The sequence below is a fragment of the Oleiphilus sp. HI0117 genome (assembly GCF_001635235.1).
Genome location: NZ_LWGA01000082.1, coordinates 1 through 918 on the forward strand (window position 1 = coordinate 1; position 918 = coordinate 918).

Here is a 918-nt window from a genome sequence, read left to right on the forward strand (position 1 = left end):
TCCAGGTAATTTATTCTGGCGGTCCGGATCAGGTCGACTACACGCAATACGGAATCAATAATGCAATCGTTATTGATAATACCGGTATCTGGAGAGATGAAGCTGGTCTAGGTAGACATCTTGAGTCTAAAGGCGTTGCTAAGGTGCTTCTAACTGCGCCAGGTAAGGGTGACATTAAGAATATCGTTTATGGCATCAATAACGGTGATATCGCAAACGATGATCAGATTTTGTCTGCAGCATCTTGTACAACTAATGCTATTACGCCTGTTCTTAAGGCGATTGATGATGAATTTGGTGTCATTGATGGCCACGTAGAGACTGTCCATTCTTACACAAATGACCAGAACTTGATTGATAACTATCACAAAGGTAGTCGTCGTGGTCGTAGCGCTCCGTTGAATATGGTTATTACTGAAACAGGTGCCGCAAAAGCTGTTTCAAAGGCACTTCCAAAGATGGAAGGTCGTTTGACGGGTAATGCGATTCGTGTTCCAACTCCGAATGTCTCAATGGCTATTCTAAATCTGAATATCGAAAAAGCTACATCTGTTGAAGATGTGAATGCTTATTTGCGTAATATTTCCCTGCATTCTGATTTGGCTAAGCAGATTGATTATCTGACTTCAGATGAAGTTGTTTCAACTGACTTTGTTGGTTCACGTCGTGCTGGTATTGTAGATTCGAATGCAACTATCGTAAGCGGTAAGCGTTTGGTTCTTTATGTTTGGTACGATAACGAGTTTGGTTATAGTGCGCAGGTTGTGCGTATTGCCAACCAAATGGCTGGCATAGAATATCCTGTCTTCCCTAAGAGCTAGAGTCTAATATTTCCTTCAGGCGCTAACTGTTCAGTTGGCGCCTTTATTTTCTTTCTTGTATAAGCTGACTTTTACTACTTTACTTATCTTGTCTACC

The 918-nt window shown here is 41.4% G+C and carries 1 protein-coding gene; it reads left to right on the plus strand.

The window, feature by feature from the left end; translation table 11 throughout:
* A partial coding sequence (locus tag A3757_RS01225; protein WP_156506084.1) for a glyceraldehyde-3-phosphate dehydrogenase occupies positions 1 to 821 on the plus strand: 821 nt, incomplete at its 5' end.
* Between the last annotated feature and the right edge of the window lie 97 nt (positions 822 to 918).